Source organism: Bordetella bronchiseptica, assembly GCF_900636925.1.
GTDB lineage: Bacteria > Pseudomonadota > Gammaproteobacteria > Burkholderiales > Burkholderiaceae_B > Bordetella > Bordetella pertussis.
Map to the genome: position 1 here is coordinate 4,639,732 of NZ_LR134326.1, position 20,711 is coordinate 4,660,442.

A 20,711-nucleotide genomic window follows, 5' to 3' on the forward strand; every position below is an offset into this window, starting at 1 on the left:
ACCACCTCAGGACATGACACGCCAACTTTGGAGTGCCAGGCACTGGAAGCACGTCAAGCGAAGGAGCTTTCGAAAGCATCGGTGCGTCACGACGCGCAGCACGACAACAAATGCTACAGTAGTAACAAAATTACCTTAGGCTTCCATAGGCAGCCAGCCCTTTATGCGCTATTGGTGGGTCAACCAGAACCAAACATACCGCCACGAAGTACAAGGCGGTTATCTCTGGTCACCAAAACGAAAAGCCAACCAGGCACAGAATCCGTTCTACGACTTCATGCGTGAAGTCGAACCGGGCGATATTGCCTTCTCTTTCAGCAACACCCGAATACGCGCCATCGGGATCGTTGCTACGCATGCGTACGAAGCACCCAAACCCTCGGAATTCGGACAAACCGGGGCATACTGGAACAATATCGGTTGGCGCGTAGACGTCAGGTTCCATGAGCTACGGCTACCTGCGCGGCCCGCTGACCATATGTCAGTCCTCGCACCCTTGCTTCCCTTGAAGTACGCGCCTTTGCGCCCAAACGGGACGGGCTTGCAAAGTGTTTACTTAACTCACTTGCCAGAAGAGTTCGCCGCAGCGCTGATCGATCTGCTTGGCACCGAAGCCCATGGTTTGGTAAGAGGGCGATACGTTGCTGAAGAACAACCGGCCTATATTTCGCCGGGGCTTGGGCTTGCTGAGTGGGAAGAGCATGAGCTTAGCCAGGTTCAGTCTGATGGAGCACTGTCAGATACCGAACGACAAGCGATCGTCCTTGCGCGTCGAGGGCAGGGGCTATTCAAAAAGCGAGTGATGGAACTGGAGGTAGCCTGCCGTATTACAGGTGTTAATCGCGAGGAACACCTGCGAGCCAGTCACTGTAAACCATGGCGTGACTCCAACAACGAAGAGCGACTGGACGGCGAAAATGGCTTGCTGTTGACGCCAAGCATGGACCACCTATTCGACCGTGGTTTCATCGGATTCCACGGAAACGGGCAGACCATTATTTCGCCCGTTGCAGATAGAGAATCACTGGTGCGCATGGGTCTCGATCCAAGCGCTCCACCCAACGTCGGGACGTTTTCCAATGGACAGCGCAAGTACCTAGAGTTCCATCGAGACAACGTGTTGCTGATTTCAAGATTCCTCGAGCATGTCTAGTAACGTAGCGTTTGCTCAGGGAGGGATTATTGGGCAAGCTCTGACCACTACCACACCTGCCTCGATAATTTGCGCCGCAAGCCGGTGACCGCCGATTATGTCGGCTGCAAGGCAGGCATCACGGAACTGGAATGCATGGCGCACACCCGGCGCAAGTCACATGATTTGTAAATCGTAGTCTGATACCTTTATCCCCCCATAGACAGGCGGATGGCCTTCGCCTTCGTGCAGCGCATTCAAACAAACCACGTGCTAAAGAGCGGTGCTGGCTGCACCGCAGATGAGATGGCAGGCCGGCCCCGCGTACGGCAAATAGCTGTTTGCGGCCGAACATCGAGACGACGCAGAAACATCGCCTTAGCGAAGTCACGCCGACCGGATGAGAATCACTAGAGACACACCCCAAAAGTGCAACTGGGCGCCAAGCGGTCTATCATGCTTTCCAACCACCTCACATTCGCAGAGACAGGAAATGGAAGAAATCATTCAGCGGCTGCGCCAGTTTCGCGACGAGCGAAACTGGCAGCAGTTCCACAACCCTAAAGACCTGGCCTTGGCGCTCAGCATCGAAACTAGCGAATTGCTGGAGGTTTTCCTATGGAAGCCCCCTGAAGCCGCCGATCGCGAGAAGGTGAAAGAAGAGCTTGCCGATGTCTTAGCCTACGCGCTGCTCCTATCCGACGCGTACGACTTCGACATAAAGAAAATCGTCCTGGATAAGATCGACAGAAACGAACAAAAGTACCCCGTACACAAGGCAAAGGGGACCGCAAAAAAATACAACGAGCTATGACCCAACGGCACCTCGTCGACGTGAACCGGTACCGATTCTCAGCAGAAACGCTGACGGAAATCGAAACCCACGCATACGCAGCGAACAACTGGCCGCTTGTTTATATTCTCAGCGACGGAAGGACACGTTGCGCCTATGTCGGCGAGACTACAAACACGCTCGCTCGCCTGGGTACGCATCTGAAACACCCTCAAAAACAATCGTTGACGACGGCACACCTCGTCAGCAGTAAGTGCTTCAACAAGTCAGCGACTCTCGATATAGAGTCGTCCCTCATAAAGTACATGTCAGCGGACGGCCGTTTCAGCATGTTGAACGGCAACCTCGGCCTGAGTGACCACAACTACTATCAGAGAGATGAACTTTATTCCAAGATATTTCGGGAAACCTGGAATAGACTGCTTCACCACGGAATCGCTCAAAAATCACTCGAAGCCATCGACAATTCCGATGTTTTTAAATACTCGCCGTACAAATCGCTGTCAGTCGATCAACAACAAGGCCTAATCGAGATAATGCGGTCGCTGGCCGACCCCAGGCTCAAGCATATCGTGGTTCAAGGTGGCGCTGGAACCGGAAAATCGGTATTGGCGATATTCCTCTTCAAGCTCGTTCATTCCGATCTTGAAGAACTGAATCTCCGCGAATTTTCCGAGGAAGAGAAGGAGGTGCGCGAACTGCTCCGGCAGATCAAGCAATCGCTCCCATGCCCGCGCATGGCCCTGGTAGTACCCATGAGTTCGTTCAGGAGCACGCTGAAGAAGGCGTTCCGGAACGTTGCAGGCCTGCATCCCGATATGGTGATCAGCCCTTCCGAACTGACAAAGCAGCGCTACGACATCGTCCTGGCGGATGAGTCGCACCGCCTGCGTAAGCGCGTCAACCTCGGAGCCTATTTCGGAGGCTTCGACACGGCTTGCGCCGCACTTGGACTGGACAAGAACACATGCAGCGAGGTGGACTGGGTAACGCGCCAATCGGATAAAGCTGTCTTCTTCTATGACCCGGACCAGAGCATCAAACCGTCCGATGCCGATGCATCCGACTTCGAGGACATCAAGTCTTCGCCGAACAGCACAGTCATAACGCTGGCGTCCCAGTTCCGGGTACGTGCCGGGCGGCACTACGTGCGATTTGTCGATGATCTACTGCACATGCGACTTTCAGCTGACGAGAAATTCTGTTCCAGCAAATACGAATTTCTGATTTTTGACGAACTCTCCGACATGGTAAAGGAGATACAGCATAGAAACTCCAGCTACGGTTTAGCGCGACTGGTTGCCGGTTACTCCTGGCCCTGGATTTCCAAGAAGTCCCCCCAGCTGCATGACATCGAGATCGGTGACGTGCGACTGCGGTGGAACAGCACGACCGTGGATTGGATCAACGCGAAAGGCGCCGTGGGCGAGGTGGGCTGTATTCATACCACCCAAGGCTATGACCTGAACTACACCGGTGTAATCTTCGGCCACGAAATCCGCTATGAGGAAGAACTGGACCGGATCGTCATTGACCGAAACAACTATCATGACCGAAACGGAAAGCAGGCCATTGAAGACCCGAATGAACTCAAGCAGTACATACTGAACATCTACCGAACCATCATGCTGCGCGGTATACGCGGCACGTATCTCTATGCGTGCGATGACAGCTTAAGGCGCTATCTGAAGCGGCATGTGGGCAGCTACATCCAACATCATCGCTTTCCCGACACCTGACTAGCCCTTGCAACCTTACGTCAACGCAGTCCCGCTCTATGACCTGCGAGCGGCGGCAGGCGGTTTCAGCGCGATCCAACACGTCGAACATGAAAATTGGGTAGCGGTCCCTGCTGGCACGCCGGTGGGAAAGAATATTTTTGCTTGCCATGTCGTCGGCGAATCCATAAACAAGGTCATCCCCGACGGCGCCATCTGCTTGTTCCGCTTGAACCCGGATGGCAGCCGGAATGGAAAAATCGTGCTGATAGAATGCGCCGATACGCAGGATGGCGACTCTGGTTCGCGATACATCGTGAAGGCATACCAGAGCTTCAAGGTGCGTACCGAAGACGGGACTGAGAATCGACAGATCCTCTTAAAACCGAGATCCACGAATCCGAACTTGATCTCGATTGAAGTCAACAAGGAAGACGACGGATATCGCTATCGGGTGGTTGGCGAGTTTTTGGGAGTGATTGGCTAGGCAGGTCCAAGCGCGGATTGCACCAACTTATGGGCAGATTTCTTGTCCGGTGACAGTGACGTCCCGGTCTACCAGACTGGCTCCTGGCGAGGCATTTTGTGTCCCGATTGGCGCAACATGCCGCTATTCGCGTGCCCCTTTTGATTCGCTTGGGCAACCCCTTCGGTTGCATCCCGCGTCCGTTCTTGCCGGACTGGCCGCGGGGGCAGGCCCAGCGGCTTCGCCTTGTTCCTCCCCCCCGGCCGACAGGCTGCATGGCTTCCAGAGCCATCAAGGGTGAAGGCTTCGCCCGGGATCCTCACCCGCTCCCTGCGCTGCGCTTCGGGCTGCGGCTTCCGGTCCCGCCCTTGACACCTCTTCCGGCCAAACGACGTCAGTAGCAGTGCTGTCGAGCGGATGACGGGTCAAGGGGTTGGTGCGGCCCGCAGCCCACAGGGCGAGGACACGGCCCCTTGACGCGGCAGGAGCGCCCTACGCTATGCCCGGGGGCAGGAGTTCCGGGCCAGAGCCCGCAACCCCTGCCCCCGAGGCTCCCGCCGGCGAGGGTGGAGAGTCCAGAGAGGCAAAGCCTCTTTGGAAACTACGGCTAGTACGCAGCCGATATTAGGGTCCATAGCAGGTAAAACAAGACACTCAGCGCACCACCTTTGAGGTTGCCCGTATTTGAACCAAAATACCCGTACTTCTTGTAAGATCGAGTTACCTACGGCAAGGAGACACCATGGCTGGCAAGGGTAAATGCAGGCAACGGCCCCACAAAACCATATCGGATACCGAACGCAGCCGCCGACAATCGGCAGTTAACTATGCGCGGGCCTCCGTCGGTCTAGAAGGTTTCTCGCTCAATGAAGCAGATGAAGCCCACGCCCAGCGTTTCGTCGATGGTCAGATAAGCCTGCAAGAGTTTGTGCAGCCGCGTGCTGACGCATTCGCGCCCCCAAAGTCTTCGTCATGACGAAGAAATTCAGGACTTGAGGACTAGTGCAGAATAGGCTGTCGCCGGGATTCGTATTACAAGAAATTCTCTCGAACTGTGTGCTCCCAGCCCAAACCAACATTCAAATGTAGTAATTACCGACCTTGACGTATCTGCTAGAACTGTTTTCTTGAGGCCAAGTGGCTGATTGCGTGCCACTTATCAATCCAATTTAAGAGAATTTTGAAATTCATCGCTTAATTATTTGTCTATCTAGAGAAGGACCTCGATGAGCCACGCAGACAAAGATTTCGAAAATGAAGTGCGGAGGATTGCTAGAGCCAAATGGCCAGCTGCTCAATATTCAGGCGCCAAAATACTCGACGGACGAGAACGGGACGGGGTTTTTGAGACAGAAGACTCGATTAATTTCATTGAAGCGACAGTCTCATTAGGCACAGGGAAAGCCAAAGAAGACACGCGAAAGATATTCAAGTTAATTGTTGAACACAACAAGCTTTCAACAATGAAGGTCGCAGTTGGCTGGTTTGTAACAAAAAATGAGCCCACTGCTGAGCAGCGTAAAGAGGTTCAGGAATCAGGCCGAGGTCAAGTTAAAGCTGTCTCGTTTTCCCAGTTTCAGCAAAGTTTGATTGATGTTAGGGGATATTTAGCAGCTCGCAAGAATCACACCTTTGGGAGCGTGCAAGATTTTTCTTCCACAGCTAAAGACCCCACCGTTCCTTTTATTGAGATAGGGCTGCTAACTGGTGACCAAACCCTCTTCATCGAAGAAATTGAGACTCAGCTACTTGAAGGGAAACGCTTTGCCGTAGTTGGTCAGTATGGCGCCGGAAAAAGCATGACACTTCGAGAGCTTTTCCTGCGTCTCGAGAAAAAATATATACGCGGCACTACAGCGAAATTTCCTGTCTACATAAATCTTCGTGAGCATTCAGGGCAGCGAGATCCCATTGAAATATTGGAGAGGCATGCTAGAAGCATTGGCTTTGACTCGCCTAGCTCCCTTATAAGAGCTTGGAGAGCTGGATTTGTCATTTTGCTAGCCGATGGTTTTGACGAAATTGCATCCCTGGGAGTCCAAGGAACATGGAAAAAATTAAAAGACCTTAGAACCCGATCCTTGGAGGGTGTTAGGCAACTCATACGCGAAAGCCAAGTCTCTGGTGTAGTCGTCAGTGGACGAAGTCATTACTTCGAAAACGATCGGGAGCTTAGCACTGCTCTTGGTCTCAGCGACGCTACTGTACTAGCAGTAGATGAGTTCAACGAGACACAGATGCGCTCATTTTTAGCTGCTTTTTATCAGCAGGAAGAGCCTGTCTCCTTTCCGGCCTGGCTTCCTACTAGACCATTACTTCTTGGTTACTTGGCCTCTCGCAACTTCCTCTCCGACTTAAGCAGTGGAGAAAATCCACCAGATGTCGTCGACGGCTGGGATTATTTATTAGGGCGTATATATGAACGCGAAGAGAAGATTGAAACAAACCTAGATGGCGCAACATTAAGGCGCATTCTCGAAAGATTGGCCACATTGGCACGTACATCGGAAGATGGATTAGGGCCAATTACACGAAGCAGTCTCTTTTCTGCATTCACTGAAGTTTGCGGTTATGAACCTGACGAGCAGGGAATCCTAGCCATTCAAAGACTGCCGGGGCTTGGTATATACCGTGCGGAAGATGAAAGTCGGTGTTTCGTCGATGGCGAACTTGCAGCTGTCTGCAACGGACGGGAACTTCTCCGCTTCTTTGAGTCACCCTATACCGTAGCAGCAGAACAAATTTGGGTGGATGCGATGAATAATTGCGACCGTCCGATTCAGGAAATTGGAGTTGAACTTGCACATAGAAAACTCAAAGAGCAAGGTGACGTCCGCAAGAGTGTTCGACAAGCTGTCGCTTTCTTGAACTCACGCACGGATCTTTCTTGTGTAAGGGGAGACGTTGCAAGTTTTGTTATAGAAAACGACATCTCCCTGGACATACACCTCCATGTCAAAGAAATCAATTTCTCCGAGCATCAATTAGAATTTCATGCAGAAAACAGCAACTTAAGCAATTTGTCTTTCTCGCACTGCCTCTTTGATCAAGTAGCAATTAGTCCGGAAATTACATCTCAAAATTTACCAACATTTGATAGTTGCATGTTCCAGCAAATTGTTGGGCGTGTCTCGGTAAGCGACCTGCCGCCCAATAAGTTTTCCTCAAATTGCGATTTTGTATCTTTTGATGCTACGGGGACGAGCGGCGCAATTCGAAACACGCAGATGAACACCGCTCAAAAAGTGTTGCTTATAACCTTGAGAAAACTGTTTGTACAAAGCTTTTCTGGTAGAGCTGAGAGCGCTCTATATAGAGGTCTAGATGTCGATGAGCGCAGATACGTCCCGGATATATTGAAACTTCTAAAGCGTTACGAACTCGTCACAGACTATTCCAAGGGAGACGGGGTTATCTGGTTGCCAGCGAGAAAAGCACTGGATAGAGTCAAGAAAATCCTTATAGCCCCAGCTGAATGTAACGAGCAAGTTGTAAAGGATGCCTTATCTATCTCATAGCTTTATGGCTGCAATTATGAGATCTCCTCTCTACCTTATACGATTGGGACTGAGAGGAGCGACTGACGTTCCAAATCTATGGAGCACGGGCTTTGTCAATGTCTATGCGGCATATTTTCCATTTGGGCAAAATCTTCGCCGAGTTTGGCGCAGGAACATAGCCTCAGCCATTTACCACTGTACCGAGATTTCGATACAGTGCAGGTACAGCGGCCAATTTTCACCAGTTCAGCCAAAATATGTAACCCACTGATTAAAAATAGTTTTATCTATTTCAACCATACGCTAGAATTCGCCTCATTTCCCTGTAGCAACACTGTAAATCACCGACTCAAAATCCCCCACCGCAAGACGCTCCTATCCAACTCCGATCGCAGTACACCAACAACTGCCCTAAAGCACACCCACGTCGCGCCAACCCGCCAAGAAAATCATGACCCCAGAATAAAACCTGGCCCATGATGCCCATCAAGCCCCACAAGTCTCCCGGCGCTACGTCTTCCCCCCCCCCCGCCTGCTTGTACCCGCAATTTCCTTAGAACCCCATCAAGGAAATTCCTGCCTGCCCCTTCCCCCTCCCAACGGCCAATCGCCGCCCTCCCAGACAGCCGCTCCCCTTCATTGACTAAATAATTGAACACAGTATAATTTTGATCAACGTTCAATTCACAGCCAAACCCAATGCCCCCTCCCCCAGGCCTGCGAGCCCGCAAGCGCCAGAGCGTGCGCGACACCATCACGACCGTCGCCGGACAGCTGTTCCAGCAGGATGGCTACGAGGCCGTCACGATGGAGCGGGTGGCGCAGGCGGCGGACGTGGCGCGGGGGACGCTTTATAACCACTTCCCGACCAAGGATTACATTCTGGCGGCGTGGGTTCATCAGGAGCTGGCGCGCGATTTGGGGAGTCTGCCGCTGGCTGGCCTCGCCAGCCAGGAGTTCGCGGCGGGCGCGGCGCAGTTGCTGGGGTTGTCCGCGCGGTGGTGTGCCGCGCACCGGGATTTGCTGCCGGCGTATCTGCGGTTCTGTTTCCTCGATATGCAGTCGCCGGAGGCGGCGCATGGCGGGGATGGGCTGTTGGCGCTCTACGCACGGATGATCGGCAATAGCCAGGCGTCGGGCGGCATCCGCGCCGATCTGCCGGCGCCGTATCTGGCGACGATGTTTCATCACTTGTATTTGGGTGCGCTGATGCGCTGGCTTGCCGATCCTGCCCTATCGCTGGATACGGAGTTCTCGTGCGCGCTGGGTCTGTTTTTGCAGGGGTGTGCCGCGCGTAGCGCCGCGAAGGGGGATGGGTCGTGAGGCTGCTGGTTCTTACGTATGGCACGGAGGGGGATACGCGTCCGCTTGCGGCGTTGTGCCGCGCGTTGATGGACGCCGGGCACGAGGTCTTGCTGCTGGCCGACGGAAATACGCTGGCCAGCGCCCGGCGCCTTGCCGTGCCGCACGCGGCGTTGAGCGGGAATATCCAGGAAAGCCTCGCTGATCTGGTGTCGCAGGGCAAGGGGGTGAACGCGACGGTGGCGGCGTTGTCCGGTATCGCCAATGCCCAGGCGGAGAGCTGGATGCGGCAGGCCGCCGAGGCGGCGGCGGGGTGCGATGGGATGATTGTTGCCGGGCTGGCTGCGTTCGTGGGGCTGTCGATCGCGGACCGTCTTGGCATTCCGGCGATCGGCGCGGGGATGATCCCGATTTCGCCGACGAGCGCGTTTGCTTCGCCGTTTCTGCCGGCCGGCAAGTTGCCGTCGGCCTTGAACAAGGCGAGCCATCATCTGGTGAACGGGTTGCTGTGGCTGTCGTTCAGGAGGTCGGTCAACCGGGCCCGGCGGCAGGTGCTGGACCAGGGGCCGCGCCACCGGCTGTGGACCGGGCATCCGATGCTGTATGGGGTGTCGCCGGCCTTGCTGCCGCCGCCTGCCGATTGGCCGGCGAATGCCAGGCTGTGCGGGCAGTGGCTGGAGCCGGCCGACGGTGCCTGGTCGCCCCCGGCCGAGCTGGAGGATTTTCTGAAGGCGGGCGAGCCGCCTGTCTATGTGGGGTTCGGCAGCATGACGGGCTTTGACCGGGAGGCCTTGCTGCGTGCGGTGTTCGCTGGCCTGGAGGGGGAGCGCATACTGTTTCACCCGGGCTGGTCGGGCTTGCCGGATGTGCGCCTGCCGCAGGATTGCCTGGTGATCGGCAATACGCCGCATGGCTGGCTGTTGCCGCGCACGTCGCTGGCGATGCACCACGGCGGCAGCGGTACGGCGCATTCGGCGTGCCGCGCCGGCGTGCCTTCTGTGGTGCTGCCGTTCGCGGGGGACCAGTTTTTCTGGGCGCGCCAACTGGCGCGCCTGGGCGTGGCCGACGCCCCGATCTCGACTAGGCAGCTCGACGCCGGCGCGATCAGGGCGGCGGTCCGGTTCGCCAGATTGCCGGCCACGCGGTCCAGCGCCGCGGCCCTGGCGCAGGCGATGTCGCGGGAAGACGGCACGGCGACGGCGGTCAGGGAGATTGAATCTGCGCTGGCGAGCAACAAGGGCTCGCACGCCTGGACGCGGTAGTCCATCTTCCGGCCTGGCTCCACGACCGTACGCCACGACAGCTTACAGCGGCGTCACGGCGTCAACGGCCTCTCGCGGCCTTGCGGGCATGCGGCGCCGCGCGTCCGTGAATGCTCAATTGCTTGTGTCCGCGGAAGCGGCGTCACGCGATGCCAACGCCTGCTCGAAGTGCGACGGGGCATCGAACCGTGGCACGCCCCTGCCCCCTGTCGCGATGAAAACGAGATGTGTGCCGGCAGGCGGAGCCGGTGTGGAAACTGGGTCCAGGGTCCATCTGCTTCCGCAAAGCTGCAGCAATGCGGGCGTTGCCTCGCCTTCGAGCTCCACAAATCCCTTGCCCCGCAAAACCGTCTGCGGAAGCGCGTCGAGGGCATACTCGATCCTGCACCGATCGAAGCGATGCGCCGTTGCAAGCGTCGAGCTATGGAACGTATCGGCGTGCCGCGTCGAAGCGCGGCGCAGATCGGGCACGGGGACATCGACAGGGCCGCCGGCGGCGTCCGGCGCAACCTTGCCGGCGCCGATACCCAGGACCGAAACCGCATCGACTTCGCCGTGGATACAGGAAACCACGCGCGTGCGCGGCGCAAGGTCGCGCAGCCATGCCCTGGTCTCGACGATTTCGGCGTCGCTGGAGAGATCCAGCTTGTTGAGCAGCACAATGTCCGCGCTCAGAATCTGCTGGCGGACGATATCGCCGACATACTTGTCGGCGGCCAGGGTCCGTACAGCCGACGCATCCACCAGCGTGATCACGCCTTCATCGCTGAGTCCGCCGCTTACCCGGCCTATCTGCGCGATCCGCGTGGGGTCGGCAACGCCGCTCGCTTCGACGATGATGCGGTCTGGCCTGTCGGGCATTGACATCACTTGCAGGAATGCCTGCATCAAGTCTCCGCCAATGGAGCAGCAGACGCAGCCGTTCTGCAGGCGGACTACGCCGGGGCGGTCATGCCGGCCCTGATCCAGGAGTTCCGCGTCGATATTGATCGAGCCGAAGTCATTGACCATGACGAGCACACGCTCGCTATGCTGGACCTTCAGAAGGTAGTTGAGCAAAGTGGTCTTGCCGGCGCCCAGAAAACCCCCGATCACCGTCAGGGGCATGCTGTCCGGGGCTGTCATGACAGCTGGGGCGCCGGGAATGAACGCCCTCCGAGCACGGTTCCCCATATGCCGATACCCGCGAGGTCCTGCGGTGCGACCTCCAAAGGATCGGCTTCCAGCACGGCGAAGTCGGCCAGTTTGCCCACCTCGATGCTGCCGATGAGGTGATCGAGTTTGAGCGTATAAGCCGCCCCCAATGTCATCGCATGCAGGGCATCCATCACTGGAATCCGCTCCTGGCTGCCCAGAATCCGCCCGCCTGCCGTGACGCGGTTGACCGCGCACCATGCCGTGAACAATGGTCCGATGGGTGTAATGGGCGCGTCGGAATGCAACGATATGGGCACCCCGGCCTGCAGCGCGGTTTTCGCGGCATTCATCCTGAACGCCCGCGCGGGTCCCAGGGTGTCCGTGTAATGCGCATCCCCCCAGAAGTAGAGATGATTGGCAAACAGATTGGCGCACATGCCCAGACGGGCCATACGGCGAAACTGGGCGGCGTCGGCCATCTGGCAATGCTGCAATGTATGCCTGTGGTCCCAGCGGGGATATTCGGCCAGCACGGACTCCAGCGCGTCCATGGCAACCTCGGTCGCCTCGTCGCCGTTCGTGTGGATATGAATCGTCAGGCCCGCCTTGTGGTACTCCATGAGCAGCTCCCTCAATTGCTGGGGAGCGATGATCCACATGCCGTTTGGCGCGCCATTGTGATAGCCGGGCCAGCGCACCCGGGCGGTATATCCCTGTATCGAACCGTCGATCACCAGCTTGACCAGTCCGAAATGCAGCTTGGCGGTGTTGCGTTGCGTCGCGCTCACGACACGGTCCACGCTGCGGCCATTCATGTCGCGCATGGGGGAGTACGCAGCGACCAGGCGCAAGGGAAAATCGTCCTCGCCTGTCACGCGCACGAGATTGTCGACCATGTCGTCCGCGAGCGCGTGCGAAAGGTCGGTGGCCGTCGTCACGCCGGCCTGTTGCGCAATCTTCGCGAAATTCCGGATGCCCTCCTCGCTCTGTCCGGCATCGAAGAATACGTTGCCGATATGCTTGAACACCATGAACATGGCGGCGAACTCCTGCAGCTCGCCGGTAGGCGTTCCGTCGGCAGCGCGCACGATGCCATCTATGCGTAGTCCCGCATGGATATCCGCCTGCCGGAGCATGGCGGTGTTGACGTTGAGCAGATGCACGCTAGCATGGAGCACCACGATGCGGCGCGTCTTCGAGACCTGATCCAGGTGGCAAGTCGTCATGCGCTGCCCGCCGAAATGGATCGGATCGAAACCCCACGCCAGCAACGGCGCCTGCGCATCAGGCATGAGCGCTTCCGCTTCCCTCAGGCGCTCAATGACTGCCTCGTAGCTTTTCAGCCCCGGCCATACCCGGCCATCCGGGCCGCGCCTGTCGTAATAGCCGACGTACACGAACCGCCACATCCCTCCTTCCAGCAAATGGCTGTGCCCCTCTATCAACCCCGGAAGGAGGACTTTGTCGCTGAACCGGCTATCCACGACGGCATCGGGCCACGCCTCGCGCAGGGACGCGTCGCCGACATCGAGAATCCGGCCTTCACGCACGGCAACATGCGTCGCCCTCGGTTGCGTTGCATTCATGGTATGGATGCAACGGGCCGGGAAAATGGTCGTCGGTGACAGTGTCATGTACGTACGTCGATAATGTTGGCCGGCCCACGGGCCTATGCGTCCGTGGGCGATGATTCACGAATCCGCGCTGAACCCGGATTCGGCGACGATTCCTCGCCAGTAATCGCGCTGGGCGTGAATGTATTGCTTCAGTTCGTCGCCGGACCATCCGGTGGTTTCCAGCCCCAGCTCCTGAAGTTTTTCACGGATGACTGGATCCTTGGCGGCTGCCATCATCGCCTTCTCGAGTTTTTCCACGGTTTCCTTCGGCGTGCCGGCGGGCACGAAAGCGGCAAACCAGCCGGAGGCCATTTCGAAGCCGTCCGCCCCGGCCTCTTTCATCGTCGGGACGTCCGGCAGCATTGCGCTCCTGCGAGTACCGGTGACGCCCAGAAAGCGAATTTTTCCGGCTCTGTACAGTTCCATCTGCCCACCGAGCGGATTGATGCATGCGGGCAGGGCGCCTCCTATCACGTCGGACAGCATGGGGCCCACCCCTTTGTAGGCGACCGGCGTAAGAGGCACGTCGATGGATTTTCCGAGGCTCAGGAGGCTGAAGTGCGTCGGGCTGCCGAGCGTCACCATCCCGACGGACGCAGCGCGCGGGTCCTTTTTTATGCCGGCGAGATAATCCTGCATCGAGTGTATCGGGCCGGATGCACTGACGGTCAGGGCCTGCGGCGCATCGACCAGGTGCGCGATGGGTATCAGATCCGTGTCGGGATCATAATTGAGCTTCTTATAGGTCAGCGGGAAAATCGTAATGGGAGATGGCGACGAAATCAGGATAGTCTTTCCGTCCGGCGCCGCACGCTTCACATAGTCGACAGCAATTCGGGCGGAAGCGCCCGGACGATTCTCGACAATGTAGGTATCTCCGAGATGCGCATGCATCCATTCGGCAAAGGTCCGGGCCAGGATATCCGCTGCCCCGCCTGCCGCAAAGCCGACCACTATGCGAGTGGGCTGGCCGTTCGCATGGCCCGCGACGGGCGCCATCGCCATGCCCAGCAGCGCGGCTGCAGCGGCAGCCTTGGAAAAAATTCTTCGCAACATTTGTCTCCCCGTTGGATTCGGCATCATTTGCGACTCATCGTATGTGCCCGCGAATTCGCAAACAAACGAATAATTTTCATGGATTGATCTATTTATGGAATCAATCTCATGGCGCGCGCCCGCTCCTGCTCGCATGGCGCATCAAGAATGGCCGGAGGCCACATCGCCAGCGGTCGGCGCCCGAGTGGCTTGGCTGAAGCCCATCACTTTTTCTGATCGCTCGCCTCATCCTTTCCTATTACCGCCGCCCGCCGCCGCGCGATTACGATCAGTTGCCGGTCATGCCGGACGCATAACGATAAATGGAGGCGGCAATGGAGAAAAAGCCTGGTGGCGAGACGCCAGTCCTGCGCGCGGACGCGCCCGATGCAGCGCGGCGCCGGTGGCTGCATGGCGCGGCCGCGCTGCTGGGCACGCTGCCCCTGGCGGGGCTGGCGCGGGCCGATGCCTTGACGCAGCGCCAGCTGAATCTGGTGGTGCCGTTCGTGCCGGGCGGGCCGGTGGATATCGCGGGGCGCGTGGTCGGGCAGGAACTCGGGCAGCAGCTGGGCACGCCGGTGGTGGTGTCGAACAAGGGCGGCGCCGGCGGCAATATCGGCGCCGAGGAGGTGTCGCGCAGCCAGCCCGATGGCGGCACGCTGCTGCTGGCGCTGGATTCGATCCTGACGGTCAATCCGTATTTCTATGGCAAGGGCGCCACGCAAGGGGTGCAGACGCTGGCGCCGGTCGGCATGGTGGGCGAGCTGTCGAGCGTGCTGGTGGTCAATGCGCGTTCGCCGATCAAGTCGGTGGCGGATTTTCTGGAGCATGGCCGCCGCAATAACCTGACCGCGGGTTCCGGCGGCAATGCGACGGCGGGCCATTTGTACGCGGAGCAGCTCAAGCGCGATTTCGGGGTGCAGCTGACGCATGTGCCGTACAAGGGGCTGAGCCCCGCGGTGCAGGATCTGCTGGCCGGCAATATCGATTGCATCGTGGCGTTGATCCCCGGGGTGTTGCCGCACATACGCGCGGGGTCGCTGCGCGCGCTGGGGCTGACGTCGGCCCGCCCGCAGGTGCTGCTGCCGGAGTTGAAGCCTTTGTCCGAACTGGGTTTGCCGGGGTTCACGGGCGCGTCGTGGCTGGCGTTGATGGCGCCCGAGGGCGTGCCGCCCGGCGTGGCCGACAAGCTGTCGGCCGGCCTGTCGCAGGCGCTGCGCAATCCGGCCGTCGTGGAACGTTTGCACTCGGCGGGCATCGATCCGCTCTACGCCGATGCGCCGACGGTGCGCGCGCGCATCGCGCGCGAGGGCGCGCAGTGGTCGACCCTGCTGGCCAGTATCCAGCCTGCCCCCCAACGTTGAGAGCATCATGCCGCAGACCAAGCAACCCAATTTCCTGTTCCTGATGGCCGACCAGTTGACGGCTTTCGCGTTGCGCATGTATGGCAACGGCGTCTGCCGCACGCCGAATCTGGATCGGCTGGCGGCGCGGTCGACGCGCTTTGCCAATATGTACTGCAATTTCCCGCTGTGCGCGCCGTCGCGCGTGGCGATGCTGACGGGCCGGCTGCCGAGTTCGGTGGGGGTGTATGACAACGCCTCGGAGTTCTCGGCCGAGGTGCCGACTTTCCTGCACCATCTGGCGCTGGCCGGCTATTCGACGATTCTGTCGGGCAAGATGCATTTCGTGGGCCCGGAGCAGCATCATGGCTTTCAGGAGCGGCTGACGACCGATATTTATCCGTCGGATTTCGGCTGGACGCCCGATTGGCGCGAGGAGATTCCCATCGCGCCCACGGGCATGAATATGCGCAGCGTGATCGAAGCGGGCGAATGCCGCCGCAGCATGCAGATCGACTACGACGACGACGTGGTGTATCGCGGCGTGCAGAAGATCTACGACCTGGGCCGGCTGCACCGGGACCGGCCGTTCTTCCTGGCCGTGTCGATGACGCACCCGCACAACCCGTATGTGTCGACGCGCGAGTTCCTGGATCTGTACCGGCCCGAGGACATCGACATGCCCGCGGTGCCGCCGATCCCGTTCGCGCAGCAGGATCCGCACAGCCAGCGCCTCTGGTACATGTTCCGCCAGGACGAGTACGACGTGAGCGACGCGCATGTGCGCGCCGCGCGCCATGCCTACTACGCCATGGTGAGCTATGTGGACGCGCAGGTGGGCCGCATGCTGGACGCGCTGCAGGCCATGGACCTGGACGAGTCGACGGTGGTGGTCTTCACGGCCGACCATGGCGATATGCTCGGCGAGCGCGGCCTTTGGTACAAGTGGGTGCACTTCGACCCGGCCGTGCGCATTCCGCTGCTGATTTCGGCGCCCGGGCGCACCCGGCCGGCGGTGCGCCACGAGCTGGCGTCGCTGGTGGATATTTTCCCGACCATGCTCGAGCTGGCCGGCGTGTCGGTGCCGGACGACGGCGCCAGTCCGCCGCCGGACGGCCGGTCGCTGGCCCAGGGGCTGGGCGTGTCGCAGGACGAGCCCACGGGCGTGGTCTATGGCGAGATGAACGGCGAAGGGGCGCACGCGCCCTGCCTGGCGGTGCGGCAGGGGTGGTGGAAGCTGGTGGTGGCCGAGGGCGACCCGCCGCTGCTCTTCAATTTGCAGGACGATCCGCACGAGCTGCGCAACCTGGCCGGCCAGCCCGCCGCCCGCGACATCGAGCGGCAGTTGACCGCGCTGGTGCAAGCGAGGTGGGATGCCCGCCGCCTGCACCAGGACATCCTGCATAGCCAGGCGCGCCGCCGCCTGGTGCAGCAAAGCCGCCTGCAGGGCGACTTCCCCGCCTGGGACTATCAGCCGTTTACCGATGCCAGCCGCCAGTATGTGCGGGCCGGCGCGCAGTCGAGCCCGGCGCTGGTCAAGGGCAAGCTGCGCTATCCGCCCGTCGCGCCGGTGGCGCCCCAACATCCGCGCCCCGCGCGCTCCAACCTGCCCGAATAAGGAGTACACCATGCATCGACGAACCTTGCTGCAAGGCATGCTGGCGGGCGCCGCGGGCATAGGGCTGGGCCTGCCGGCGCGCGCCGCGCAGTATCCCGACCGCGCGCTGCAGTGGATCGTGCCGTATCCGCCGGGCGGCGCCACCGATTCGGTGGCGCGCGCCATCGCGACCTCCATGGGCGAGCAGCTCGGCCAGCCGGTGGTGATCGTCAACCGCCCCGGCGGCGCGACCAACATCGGCACCGAGGCCGCCATCAGGGCGGCGCCCGACGGCTACACGCTGCTGCTGGCGGTGCCGCCCCTGGTGGTCAACCCTGCGCTGTACCCGCAGCTCAGCTACCAGCCGCTGCGCGATACGCAGGCGGTGGGCCTGGTGGCGCTCAATCCGAACGTGCTGGTGGTGCCGGCCGACTCGCCATGGCGCACGCCGCAGCAATTGTTCGAAGCCGCCCAGGCCAAGCCGGACACGATCACGATCGGCTCGCCCGGCATCGGCACCGTGCCGCACCTGGTCAGCCTGCTGATCGGGCAGGAGCTGAACGTGCGCGTGGTGCCGGTGCCCTACAAGGGCAGCGCCGCGCTCATGCCCGACCTGGTCAGCGGCCGGGTCAACGCGGCGATGGACAATCTGTTCGCGCAAGTGGCTTCGGTGCGCAGCGGCAGGGTGCGTGCGCTGGCGACGCTGGGCGACAAGCGCTCGCCCTTGCTGCCGGACGTGCCCAGCATGACCGAACTGGGCCTGAGCAAGCTGTCGGGCATGGGCTGGATCGGCATGGTGGCGCACAGCGGCACCGAGCCCGCGCGCATCGCCAGGCTGGAGCAGGCGGTGCTGCGCGCGGCGCGCGAACCGGACATCGCCAGCCGGCTGGAAGCCATGGGCTTGATGGTGGTGCCGGAGGGGCGCGAAGCCTTTCAGCAACGCCTGTCGACGGAGGCCGAGCTCTGGCAGGGCACGGTGCGCCGCGCGGGCGTCACGGCCGCCTGACAGGGCGTGGGTGCGGCCGCGCCTGCTAGCCGGGCGCGGCGACGGGGTCTTGCCGGGCCCCGCAGATCTCGTGCACCAGTGCGCGCACCTGGGCGATGTCGTCGCCCGCTTCGTGCAGGCGCCGGGTGGCCGTCACCAGCTCGCGGGTAAGCGCCGGATCGCGGACAGGGGTTGCCGAAAGCAGTCCCTGTTCCATTTCCGGCCGATACACCATGGGCGCGAGCAGGGTGTACCCCACGCCTTGCGACACCAGGTGCTTGATCTCGGCGATCGAGTCCAGGGTCGTATGGTGCCGCAGCTCGACGCCCAGCGCGCGGGCCTGGGCCTGGATGTGGCGCGTCAGGCCGTGCTTGGCATTGGGCAGGATCAGCGGGTACTGCGGCAGGTCGCGGAACGCGACCGGGCGTTGGGCGTCCAGCGCGCCCGGCGGGCCGACCAGGTCGATGGAGTCCGCGGTCAGCCGGCGCACCTCCAGCTGCCTGAGCGGCTGGCTGGCGAACAGCACGGCGATATCCAGGCGCCCGGATTTCAGCCATTCGAGCAGGTGGCCCGACATACCCTCGATGAGCTCGATGTCGAAACTGCATTGCTGCCGGGCGCGCTCGATCAACTGCCCGGCGAAGGTGCGCGTCATGCCATTGGGAATGCCGATCTTCACCGCGCGGCCCGGACGGGCCGCCACGCCATGGCGCCGCTTCAGGTCGTCCACCGCCCGCAGCACGGACACGGCGTCGCGCAGTACGGCCTCGCCTTCGACCGTGAGGCTGACGCCGCGCGCCGAGCGCTCCAGCAGCTGGATGCCCAGTTCGTCTTCAAGCGCCTTGATCTGCGCGGTCAGGGCCGGCTGCACGATGTGCAGCGCCGACGCCGCCTTGGTGATGCTGCGGCGGTGGGCGGTCTCGACGAAGTAGCGCAGCTGGCGAAGTTCCATAGCCGGAAGTAGACCTGGATATATCAACCCGCATGGTATCAAGTTACGCCGCCGCCGTAGCGGCGCAGGCAACGTCGCGCGCAGAACAAAGGCCGCGCCGGCATGCCGGGCGGCCTTGGAGGGCGATGCGCGGGACCCGGCGAACTCGCCCGGTCCGCACGGCTATCGCGCCTGGATCACAACGGGGTGATCTTGGTGGCCATCGGCCCCTTGGGCCCGTGGCCCTGGACGTAGCTCACTCGTTGCTGTTCGACGAGCGCCTTGTGGCCCTCGCCCTGGATTTCAGAGTAGTGGGCGAAAAGATCGGGGCCGCCGTTTTCCGGCATGATGAAACCAAAACCCTTCTCGTCGTTGAACCACTTGACTATGCCTGTTTGCATGGACTTTCCTTGAATATGGGGGCACCTCTCCCCAAATAGAGAGGCTGATCAAGGAAAGGATGGTGAAGGGAACGCAGGGGCGCTTACCGTACAGGAATCGCGATGCTTGACGAGCCATTTTCAATATGGGCCGCCGCGGCGGTTACGTCAAGCACTATCGCGCCATCGCCCGACTGTTGCAATTGATCGATAGGACAATCCGGCAATAGGGCGTATGGTGGGCTGGTCGCATCGAGCCGCATGCTTGAAGGCCGCGCCAGGCGGCCTGCCGGCCGGCCCCGACAATCACGCATAGCGGGCGCGCAAGCGCCGTCACGCCCCCCCCCCCCGCCACAGCGCCAAGGGTCCGCGTCACTGGAACGCGGCCCATTGCCGTCCGCAGACGCCGGACGCCGCATCGGCCGGCTGCCACTGCGGCCAACCGACAACCCCGCACATTCTCCGGCGCGACCCGCGATCTGCCTGGCCTTGCCGGCCACGCCGCCCGCGCGCCCGAGCGGTTTCCCTTTCCAGGCCCCATAGAAAAACATGCATGCACCCGAACAGATCGTGTCCGAAAACCAGGCCGCCAAGAAGATAGCGACGCTCTGGGCTTACTGCCATGGAGCGCCGGTGCCGGCCTGCGTGCTCATGGCCGAGTTGTGGTTCCGTAGAACGCCCGCCGGCAGCACGCGTACCTGGCGCGCCCTGGAAGCGCATCTGCGCAAGAGCGTGCTGTCCTGAGCCGGGACGGCATGGCCAGTATCCGGCAAGTACGGCGTCCGACGCATCCCTCGCGCTCGCGGGTGCCGCAATGCACCCGTTGGACAGTACGCCCGTTGGAGCAAGCATGCCCAAAATTTTCCTGAACGAAGACGAGGCGCAAGCCGTAGCCGCTGCCTGGTGCCAGAAGCATGGCATTGCTCCCGACCGCGGCCAGAAATTCACGGCGCGATGGTTTTGCCTGACGGCAAAACCGCCGCCCAGAACCCACGCGTCCCTGGAAATCAGACTCGAAGCCTACTTCGACACGACGCGCAAGACAGGCCGCGCCGGCACTTGAGCGTCGACACAGCCCTTGGTCGGCTTGTTTCAATTTAACCGTAGGTCCTGCCTGTCGTTGCGCGTACTGTGGACAGGTGGCACTCGCCACGACAACCCAAAAGGTACACATCATGACATTCCCTACACGCTTCGCCGCCGCAGGCCCTCCAACCCAGCCGGGACAAGACGGTCAACCCGACAAGCCGCAAGACAAGCAGACCCAGGAAGAACAAGACGAAGCGGCGCGCAAGCAGGCACAGAACGATCCGCTCAAGCAGCACACGCCGCAGTAGCAAGAAGCCGCGCGCGGTCCGCTCATCTCCGCAAGGCTGGACGCAACGCGTTTCGCCCGGATTGGATGATCGCGGAACTGTGAGAACGCGCTGACTCATCGCATGGACGCGGGGGCCAGCGTAAGGCGATGCATTCATCGGCCTTGCGCCGCCTGCCCTGCCATGGCCTCCATCCAT

General features: G+C 60.4%; 19 protein-coding genes. 14 read left to right on the plus strand and 5 right to left on the minus strand.

Going from position 1 to position 20,711, the window contains the following annotated elements; all coding sequences use genetic code 11:
• The first annotated feature begins 163 nt into the window (after nucleotides 1–163).
• From EL288_RS21690 to EL288_RS21725, 8 genes are all read left to right on the plus strand, one after another.
• Nucleotides 164–1,153, plus strand: a complete 990-nt coding sequence (locus EL288_RS21690; RefSeq protein WP_080704463.1) for an HNH endonuclease — start codon at nucleotides 164–166, stop codon at nucleotides 1,151–1,153.
• A 472-nt stretch (nucleotides 1,154–1,625) separates the two neighbouring features.
• Nucleotides 1,626–1,946 (plus strand): nucleotide pyrophosphohydrolase, encoded by a 321-nt coding sequence (locus EL288_RS21695; RefSeq protein WP_033448775.1) that lies wholly within the window; start codon nucleotides 1,626–1,628, stop codon nucleotides 1,944–1,946.
• Nucleotides 1,943–3,664 carry a DUF2075 domain-containing protein gene (locus EL288_RS21700; RefSeq protein WP_232018713.1) on the plus strand — a complete coding sequence of 574 codons (1,722 nt, stop codon included), beginning with the start codon at nucleotides 1,943–1,945 and terminating at the stop codon, nucleotides 3,662–3,664. Before EL288_RS21695 ends, EL288_RS21700 begins: the two co-directional genes overlap by 4 nt.
• 7 nt (nucleotides 3,665–3,671) lie before the next feature.
• On the plus strand, nucleotides 3,672–4,130 hold the full coding sequence (locus EL288_RS24500) for a S24 family peptidase (protein WP_232018714.1): 459 nt from the start codon (nucleotides 3,672–3,674) through the stop codon (nucleotides 4,128–4,130).
• Nucleotides 4,131–4,851: 721 nt separating this feature from the next.
• The gene (locus tag EL288_RS21710; RefSeq protein ID WP_080707654.1) at nucleotides 4,852–5,085 is read left to right on the plus strand and encodes an antitoxin VbhA family protein; all 234 of its coding nucleotides are present in this window, start codon (nucleotides 4,852–4,854) and stop codon (nucleotides 5,083–5,085) included.
• A gap of 250 nt (nucleotides 5,086–5,335) precedes the next feature.
• On the plus strand, nucleotides 5,336–7,627 hold the full coding sequence (locus EL288_RS21715; RefSeq protein ID WP_080704462.1) for an NACHT domain-containing protein: 2,292 nt from the start codon (nucleotides 5,336–5,338) through the stop codon (nucleotides 7,625–7,627).
• 723 nt (nucleotides 7,628–8,350) lie between these two features.
• Nucleotides 8,351–8,932 carry a TetR/AcrR family transcriptional regulator gene (locus EL288_RS21720; protein ID WP_232018715.1) on the plus strand — a complete coding sequence of 194 codons (582 nt, stop codon included), beginning with the start codon at nucleotides 8,351–8,353 and terminating at the stop codon, nucleotides 8,930–8,932.
• Entirely contained in the window at nucleotides 8,929–10,173 is a 1,245-nt protein-coding gene (locus EL288_RS21725) for a glycosyltransferase (protein WP_033458896.1), read from the plus strand. Before EL288_RS21720 ends, EL288_RS21725 begins: the two co-directional genes overlap by 4 nt.
• A gap of 114 nt (nucleotides 10,174–10,287) precedes the next feature.
• On the opposite strand, the gene EL288_RS21730 is transcribed toward EL288_RS21725, so the two are convergent.
• Genes EL288_RS21730 through EL288_RS21740 form a run of 3 tightly spaced genes read right to left on the minus strand, consistent with a single transcriptional unit; the run spans nucleotide 10,288 to nucleotide 14,009 of the window.
• Nucleotides 10,288–11,298, minus strand: a complete 1,011-nt coding sequence (locus tag EL288_RS21730; protein ID WP_033458899.1) for a CobW family GTP-binding protein — start codon at nucleotides 11,296–11,298, stop codon at nucleotides 10,288–10,290.
• On the minus strand, nucleotides 11,295–12,944 hold the full coding sequence (locus tag EL288_RS21735; RefSeq protein ID WP_043172213.1) for an amidohydrolase: 1,650 nt from the start codon (nucleotides 12,942–12,944) through the stop codon (nucleotides 11,295–11,297). The genes EL288_RS21730 and EL288_RS21735 overlap by 4 nt, the downstream gene beginning before the upstream one ends.
• A gap of 57 nt (nucleotides 12,945–13,001) precedes the next feature.
• The gene (locus tag EL288_RS21740; protein ID WP_010927499.1) at nucleotides 13,002–14,009 is read right to left on the minus strand and encodes a Bug family tripartite tricarboxylate transporter substrate binding protein; all 1,008 of its coding nucleotides are present in this window, start codon (nucleotides 14,007–14,009) and stop codon (nucleotides 13,002–13,004) included.
• 287 nt (nucleotides 14,010–14,296) lie between these two features.
• Between EL288_RS21740 and EL288_RS21745 the strand changes: the two genes are divergently transcribed.
• The 3 genes from EL288_RS21745 to EL288_RS21755 are packed head-to-tail and all read left to right on the plus strand — an operon-like array spanning nucleotide 14,297 to nucleotide 17,907.
• Nucleotides 14,297–15,325, plus strand: coding sequence for a Bug family tripartite tricarboxylate transporter substrate binding protein (locus tag EL288_RS21745; RefSeq protein ID WP_225665592.1), 1,029 nt, complete (start codon nucleotides 14,297–14,299; stop codon nucleotides 15,323–15,325).
• Nucleotides 15,326–15,332: 7 nt separating this feature from the next.
• Nucleotides 15,333–16,922: a choline-sulfatase gene (betC, locus tag EL288_RS21750; RefSeq protein WP_003807791.1), complete on the plus strand. Its 1,590-nt coding sequence runs from the start codon at nucleotides 15,333–15,335 to the stop codon at nucleotides 16,920–16,922.
• 10 nt (nucleotides 16,923–16,932) lie between these two features.
• Nucleotides 16,933–17,907, plus strand: coding sequence for a Bug family tripartite tricarboxylate transporter substrate binding protein (locus EL288_RS21755; protein WP_003807789.1), 975 nt, complete (start codon nucleotides 16,933–16,935; stop codon nucleotides 17,905–17,907).
• A 25-nt stretch (nucleotides 17,908–17,932) separates the two neighbouring features.
• Here EL288_RS21755 and EL288_RS21760 read toward each other — a convergent pair whose 3' ends face one another.
• Nucleotides 17,933–18,838 (minus strand): LysR family transcriptional regulator, encoded by a 906-nt coding sequence (locus EL288_RS21760; protein WP_003807787.1) that lies wholly within the window; start codon nucleotides 18,836–18,838, stop codon nucleotides 17,933–17,935.
• Between the two features lie 176 nt (nucleotides 18,839–19,014).
• Nucleotides 19,015–19,218 carry a cold-shock protein gene (locus tag EL288_RS21765; RefSeq protein ID WP_003807785.1) on the minus strand — a complete coding sequence of 68 codons (204 nt, stop codon included), beginning with the start codon at nucleotides 19,216–19,218 and terminating at the stop codon, nucleotides 19,015–19,017.
• A gap of 528 nt (nucleotides 19,219–19,746) precedes the next feature.
• Between EL288_RS21765 and EL288_RS21770 the strand changes: the two genes are divergently transcribed.
• From EL288_RS21770 to EL288_RS21780, 3 genes are all read left to right on the plus strand, one after another.
• Nucleotides 19,747–19,941: a hypothetical protein gene (locus EL288_RS21770; protein WP_033446653.1), complete on the plus strand. Its 195-nt coding sequence runs from the start codon at nucleotides 19,747–19,749 to the stop codon at nucleotides 19,939–19,941.
• A gap of 106 nt (nucleotides 19,942–20,047) precedes the next feature.
• Complete coding sequence (locus EL288_RS21775) at nucleotides 20,048–20,260, plus strand: hypothetical protein (RefSeq protein ID WP_033474203.1); 213 nt, start codon at nucleotides 20,048–20,050, stop codon at nucleotides 20,258–20,260.
• A 112-nt stretch (nucleotides 20,261–20,372) separates the two neighbouring features.
• The gene (locus EL288_RS21780) at nucleotides 20,373–20,534 is read left to right on the plus strand and encodes a hypothetical protein (protein ID WP_226376466.1); all 162 of its coding nucleotides are present in this window, start codon (nucleotides 20,373–20,375) and stop codon (nucleotides 20,532–20,534) included.
• Nucleotides 20,535–20,711: the final 177 nt, after the last annotated feature.

Excerpts from the sequence above, each read along its gene's own strand:
- EL288_RS21765 (WP_003807785.1), bottom strand. The coding sequence starts at position 19,218 with ATGCAAACAGGCATAGTCAAGTGGTTCAACGACGAGAAGGGTTTTGGT.
- EL288_RS21755 (WP_003807789.1), top strand. The coding sequence starts at position 16,933 with ATGCATCGACGAACCTTGCTGCAAGGCATGCTGGCGGGCGCCGCGGGC.
- EL288_RS21695 (WP_033448775.1), top strand. The coding sequence starts at position 1,626 with ATGGAAGAAATCATTCAGCGGCTGCGCCAGTTTCGCGACGAGCGAAAC.
- EL288_RS21690 (WP_080704463.1), top strand. The coding sequence starts at position 164 with ATGCGCTATTGGTGGGTCAACCAGAACCAAACATACCGCCACGAAGTA.
- EL288_RS21700 (WP_232018713.1), top strand. The coding sequence starts at position 1,943 with ATGACCCAACGGCACCTCGTCGACGTGAACCGGTACCGATTCTCAGCA.
- EL288_RS21735 (WP_043172213.1), bottom strand. The coding sequence starts at position 12,944 with ATGACACTGTCACCGACGACCATTTTCCCGGCCCGTTGCATCCATACC.
- EL288_RS21780 (WP_226376466.1), top strand. The coding sequence starts at position 20,373 with ATGACATTCCCTACACGCTTCGCCGCCGCAGGCCCTCCAACCCAGCCG.
- EL288_RS21740 (WP_010927499.1), bottom strand. The coding sequence starts at position 14,009 with ATGATGCCGAATCCAACGGGGAGACAAATGTTGCGAAGAATTTTTTCC.
- EL288_RS21730 (WP_033458899.1), bottom strand. The coding sequence starts at position 11,298 with ATGACAGCCCCGGACAGCATGCCCCTGACGGTGATCGGGGGTTTTCTG.
- EL288_RS21760 (WP_003807787.1), bottom strand. The coding sequence starts at position 18,838 with ATGGAACTTCGCCAGCTGCGCTACTTCGTCGAGACCGCCCACCGCCGC.
- EL288_RS21770 (WP_033446653.1), top strand. The coding sequence starts at position 19,747 with ATGCATGCACCCGAACAGATCGTGTCCGAAAACCAGGCCGCCAAGAAG.
- EL288_RS21775 (WP_033474203.1), top strand. The coding sequence starts at position 20,048 with ATGCCCAAAATTTTCCTGAACGAAGACGAGGCGCAAGCCGTAGCCGCT.
- betC (WP_003807791.1), top strand. The coding sequence starts at position 15,333 with ATGCCGCAGACCAAGCAACCCAATTTCCTGTTCCTGATGGCCGACCAG.
- EL288_RS21715 (WP_080704462.1), top strand. The coding sequence starts at position 5,336 with ATGAGCCACGCAGACAAAGATTTCGAAAATGAAGTGCGGAGGATTGCT.
- EL288_RS21710 (WP_080707654.1), top strand. The coding sequence starts at position 4,852 with ATGGCTGGCAAGGGTAAATGCAGGCAACGGCCCCACAAAACCATATCG.
- EL288_RS21745 (WP_225665592.1), top strand. The coding sequence starts at position 14,297 with ATGGAGAAAAAGCCTGGTGGCGAGACGCCAGTCCTGCGCGCGGACGCG.